At 42.3% G+C, this 4,595-nt stretch carries 6 protein-coding genes; all 6 read left to right on the top strand.

Annotated features, from left to right (window positions below; all coding sequences use genetic code 11):
- Positions 1-262 precede the first annotated feature (262 nt).
- Entirely contained in the window at positions 263-925 is a 663-nt protein-coding gene (locus ACI35L_RS17665) for a hypothetical protein (protein WP_049672548.1), read from the top strand.
- Positions 922-2,310, top strand: coding sequence for an HlyD family efflux transporter periplasmic adaptor subunit (locus ACI35L_RS17660; protein WP_049672547.1), 1,389 nt, complete (start codon positions 922-924; stop codon positions 2,308-2,310). Before ACI35L_RS17665 ends, ACI35L_RS17660 begins: the two co-directional genes overlap by 4 nt.
- A 435-nt stretch (positions 2,311-2,745) precedes the next feature.
- Positions 2,746-3,054: a 30S ribosomal protein S10 gene (gene rpsJ / locus ACI35L_RS17655; protein ID WP_049672546.1), complete on the top strand. Its 309-nt coding sequence runs from the start codon at positions 2,746-2,748 to the stop codon at positions 3,052-3,054.
- Between the two features lie 47 nt (positions 3,055-3,101).
- Positions 3,102-3,731, top strand: coding sequence for a 50S ribosomal protein L3 (gene rplC / locus ACI35L_RS17650; RefSeq protein ID WP_049672545.1), 630 nt, complete (start codon positions 3,102-3,104; stop codon positions 3,729-3,731).
- 26 nt (positions 3,732-3,757) lie between these two features.
- Positions 3,758-4,384: a 50S ribosomal protein L4 gene (gene rplD / locus ACI35L_RS17645; protein ID WP_049672544.1), complete on the top strand. Its 627-nt coding sequence runs from the start codon at positions 3,758-3,760 to the stop codon at positions 4,382-4,384.
- Positions 4,384-4,595: 50S ribosomal protein L23 (gene rplW, locus ACI35L_RS17640; RefSeq protein ID WP_439803453.1), on the top strand; the 212-nt coding region annotated here is incomplete at its 3' end. The genes rplD and rplW, both read left to right, overlap by 1 nt.

Below are 4,595 nucleotides of genomic sequence, written 5' to 3'. Positions count from 1 at the left end.
TATGGCTGTGATATAGATAGTGGTTAATAGTAGAATACTGCCCGCCATCATTATAGGCCAGGACTAGCTGGCAGGGGGAGAACCCCGCTGTTCCCTGGCTGCCTCATTGGTTTATCCACTTGCAATGAAAAACTATAATTAAGAATAACAAAGCTTTTTATATAGAAAATGGACAGTATTTCGGTCAGGCTATAACTTTCTCCAAAGAAAAAATTGAGATACAATAGCATAGAAGGTTAATTTTGGATTATGGAGGACCGCAATGCTAGAGACCATTCGATCAGCATTTAACCCTTATCAATATAAAAGGGAAATACGACAGCCGATGACAGTTAGGAAGTACAGCCTTTATTTCACCGGTCTCATTCTCTACAGTTTTTTGCTCGCTGGGTTCAGTGGATTTCTCGGAGTGGGAAGTGAATCCTTTTCGGTCCTGATGGAACAGACAGCCGAAGGAAGGTGGGAAACAGCAAAAGGAATCTTCATGCTAGGTAAGGCCACGGCAGGAATCCTGTCTCCTTTATGCTTTACACTCTTTTTTACTGTGCTCATTTGGCTGGTCTTTGAGGAGCTCGATTTTGGGACTGTATGGCGTATGCAGTTGATGCCGATGATGATCATCCTATTTGGGAATACGGTCGACTTGGTGGTTTCCATTCTGCTCCGTGTGCCTGAGTACTCTTCACCGCTTGGGTTTGGAATTATCGCGCAATCACTGACAAGTCAGACTTTCTGGATCATGCTTGGGGCTGAGGTGACCATCTTTATGATTTTATCCGGATGGAGCCAATTTAGCTTGCTAAGAAAGACATATGGCTTTGAAGGGAGAAGAGTCCTGCTAATCGTGATTCTTTCTTGGGTTATTTACATACTTTTTAATAGTGCAACAAGCACACTTATTCATACGATGAAGGTGAATCTATGAGACGTAAATATTACATGCTGGCAGCTTTACTTATTATTCTCTTCGTAACAGTCAATATGTTCCTGTTAGAGGATAACAAGGATATAGATCGGACAGTACTCATTTCTAAACCAATTGCTGCTAAGGAGAAAACATTAAAGAAAACATTCGGAACAGAGGGTGTGGTTGAGTCTTCCTCCGTTACATATGTTTACGTTGAAAAGGATAAGGGTGAGATTCAGTCTATATTAGTGGAGGAAGGTCAGTACATAGAAGAAGGCACACCTCTTGTAGAATATAGGAATGATTCAGCGAAGGTTGAAATTGAATCATTGGAGCAGGGAAACGCTGAACTGGAATTGGAGAAGGAGAAACTTCTCGAGGACAGAACAGTCCTTGAAGAGGAGTTGAGCGAGACTGAATCTCTCCCGGATATTGATGGAGAAGAGGAGGGGGATGAGCATGTACATCCTTCTTATGATCAAACTCGCCCTATTCAATATGAAATCAATAATATCGATTACAGTGTAAAGCAAATTGAGTTAAAGCAAGCAAATAACCAAGCGAAGATTGACCACCTGAAGGATGTTTCTTCAGAAATAGTTATAGAGAGTGAAGTTACAGGGATCATCACAGAGGTGCATGGTGAAAGAAGAGCTGACGGTGACCCCATCTTGACGATTGCATCTAGCAACCCTCTATGGGCAGTTGCTTATGTGGATGAAGAACATATACATAAGGTCGAGCCTGGACAAACTGTCCTGCTATATCCTGAGTTTATGAAAGCAAACCGAGTCTTCGGAAATATCATTGATGTGGGAGCATACCCTGAGAAGAAAGATGGCGCAGATGGTCAAAGTCTGTACCCTGTAACCATTGAGATTGAGGAGGGAGAAGCAGAAGAAGGGGAGCCGGCAGAGGATTCAGCAGATGACAATCAAGTAGAGGAACCTGAAGTACTTGAAGAAGAGTTTGAGGGGGAAGACGATGCTGAGGGAGGAACAGATGAGCTAGCAGTGCCATCTGATGAATCAGATGAGGATGCTGCCGAATCCCAAACTGCCTCTCTTCGTATAGGAGCACATATGAACGCGGATATCACATTAGCAGAGCTGACAGGACCTACCATACGGGATGATGCAGTAAGATATAATAAAGCTCTCGTACTACAGAAAGGGAAGCTGAAGCAGCAGAATGTTGTTATCGGGCTTCATGCTGACAAGCAATATGTGATTAAAAAGGGCTTGAAGAAGGGGCAGCCGCTGCTCAGGGAAGCTGATCTCACGATTAAAACAGGAACAAGCTATATTAAGGCCGCTGACTGGGATTCTCTTACGAAGAAACGTATGAAGCAATTTACCGGCAAGGAGTTCTCCTTATTGTATCTGCATGGATTACTTCGATAAGCTATGTATTATAGAAGAAACTCGTTTTTAAAGCTTGGTTATTTAGCAGCTAAGAGGTCTGTATCCAATGGATGCAGACCTTTTTTTGTGTAGTAATCAGCCATTATTTCTCCGTGCAGATACAAGCTTACAGTGTAGCAAAACCTCATCGATGGAATCCTCTAATCGCCCTTACTTAGTAGAATGTTGGAAAGCACTTCAGATAACTTGATATTGAGGTTATGAGCATGTATACTTAAAAAAGTGTTGAGACCGAAAAGAATATTTAGCTATTGCATATTCGATAAACATTAGGTATAATAGACAATGTTGGTCTTTTCATTGCGATGATGTGGAAGGTTGCTGACACACCCGGCCGCTTTGCCATGGCGAGTGTGTGAGGAGATTTCCGCGGAGAATGTCTATTACAAAATAGGCGATAAAGGAGGGAAAATAATGGCAAAACAAAAGATTCGCATCCGTTTAAAAGCTTACGATCACAGAATCCTTGATCAATCTGCTGAGAAAATTGTAGAAACTGCAAAACGTTCTGGTGCAGCCGTTTCAGGTCCGATTCCACTTCCGACTGAAAGAAACGTATACACTATCCTACGTGCGGTACACAAATACAAAGATTCTCGTGAGCAATTCGAAATGCGCACGCACAAACGTCTAATCGACATTGTGAATCCTACACCACAAACTGTAGATTCTCTAATGCGTTTAGATTTGCCATCTGGCGTCGATATCGAAATCAAATTATAATCGCTTGAACAAATAAAACAAACAATATTTACAGGAGGTGTGACGAAATGACCAAAGGAATCTTAGGAAGAAAAATTGGTATGACTCAAGTATTTGCTGAGAACGGTGAACTTATCCCGGTAACAGTTGTTGAAGCAGTACCTAACGTTGTTCTTCAAAAGAAAACTGTCGAAAACGACGGTTACGAAGCAATCCAGCTTGGTTTCGAAGATCTTCGCGAGAAGCTTGCTAACAAGCCGGAAAAAGGACACGCTGAAAAAGCAAACACTGCTCCTAAGCGCTTCACTCGCGAATTCCGCGATGCAGACCTCAACACTTACGAGGTAGGTCAGGAAGTCAAAGTTGATATTTTCGCAGAAGGCGAAATCGTAGATGTAACAGGAATCTCGAAAGGTAAAGGTTTCCAAGGACCAATCAAACGTCACGGCCAAGCTCGTGGACCAATGGCTCACGGATCCCGCTACCATCGTCGTCCTGGTTCAATGGGACCAGTTGCTCCAAACCGCGTATTCAAAGGCAAAAAACTTGCTGGACGTATGGGTGGAACTCAAATCACTGTACAAAACCTTCAAATCGTTAAGGTTGATGCAGAACGTAACGTAATCCTTATCAAAGGTAACGTTCCTGGACCTAAAAAAGCTTTACTAAAAATCAAAACTGCGGTTAAAGCGAACTAATCTAACGAGAAAGGAGGAAAATTGCAATGCCGAAAATTGCTCTTTTAAACCAAAGCGGCGCTCAAGTTGGCGATATCGAGCTTAACGAGTCCGTATTTGGCATCGAACCAAATGAGAACGTAGTAACTGAAGCAATCCTTATGCAAAGAGCATCTTTGCGTCAAGGTACACATAAAGTGAAAAACCGCTCTGAAGTAAGCGGCGGTGGCCGTAAACCATGGCGTCAAAAAGGAACTGGTCGTGCCCGTCAAGGCTCTATCCGTTCACCACAATGGCGTGGCGGTGGTGTTGTTTTCGGACCTACACCAAGAGGTTATGCTTACAAACTTCCTAAGAAAGTACGTCGCTTAGCGATTAAATCTGTTCTTTCTGCGAAAGTAAACGAAGAAAACATCATTGTTCTTGATGCTTTGAGCTTTGAAGCGCCAAAAACAAAAGAATTCACAGCTGTATTAAAAGGCTTGAATACTGAAAACAAAAAAGCGTTAATCGTTACTGCTGATGTAGACGAAAACGTAGCATTATCTGGCCGCAACATTCCTGGAGTAACTGTTGTTGAAGCTAACGCGATCAACGTACTAGAGGTTGTTGGACATGAGAAATTAATCATGACTAAAGCAGCTGTTGAAAAAATAGAGGAGGTGCTTGGATAATGGAAGCACGCGATATTATTAAGCGCCCCGTGATCACAGAGTTCTCAGCTGACATTATGGCTGATAAGAAATACACTTTCGAAGTTGACGTTAGAGCTAACAAAACTCAAATCAAAGATGCTGTACAAGAAATCTTTGACGTAAAAGTTGAGAAAGTTAACGTTATGAACTACAAAGGTAAATTCAAACGCATGGGTAGACATGCTGGATA

This window comes from Pradoshia sp. (assembly GCF_051873915.1).
Taxonomy (GTDB): domain Bacteria; phylum Bacillota; class Bacilli; order Bacillales; family Pradoshiaceae; genus Pradoshia.
This window is presented reverse-complemented; position numbering and strand designations above follow the sequence as displayed.

Coding starts and splice junctions, on each gene's coding strand:
- rplD (WP_049672544.1), top strand. CDS start 3,758: ATGCCGAAAATTGCTCTTTTAAACCAAAGCGGCGCTCAAGTTGGCGAT.
- ACI35L_RS17660 (WP_049672547.1), top strand. CDS start 922: ATGAGACGTAAATATTACATGCTGGCAGCTTTACTTATTATTCTCTTC.
- rpsJ (WP_049672546.1), top strand. CDS start 2,746: ATGGCAAAACAAAAGATTCGCATCCGTTTAAAAGCTTACGATCACAGA.
- rplC (WP_049672545.1), top strand. CDS start 3,102: ATGACCAAAGGAATCTTAGGAAGAAAAATTGGTATGACTCAAGTATTT.
- ACI35L_RS17665 (WP_049672548.1), top strand. CDS start 263: ATGCTAGAGACCATTCGATCAGCATTTAACCCTTATCAATATAAAAGG.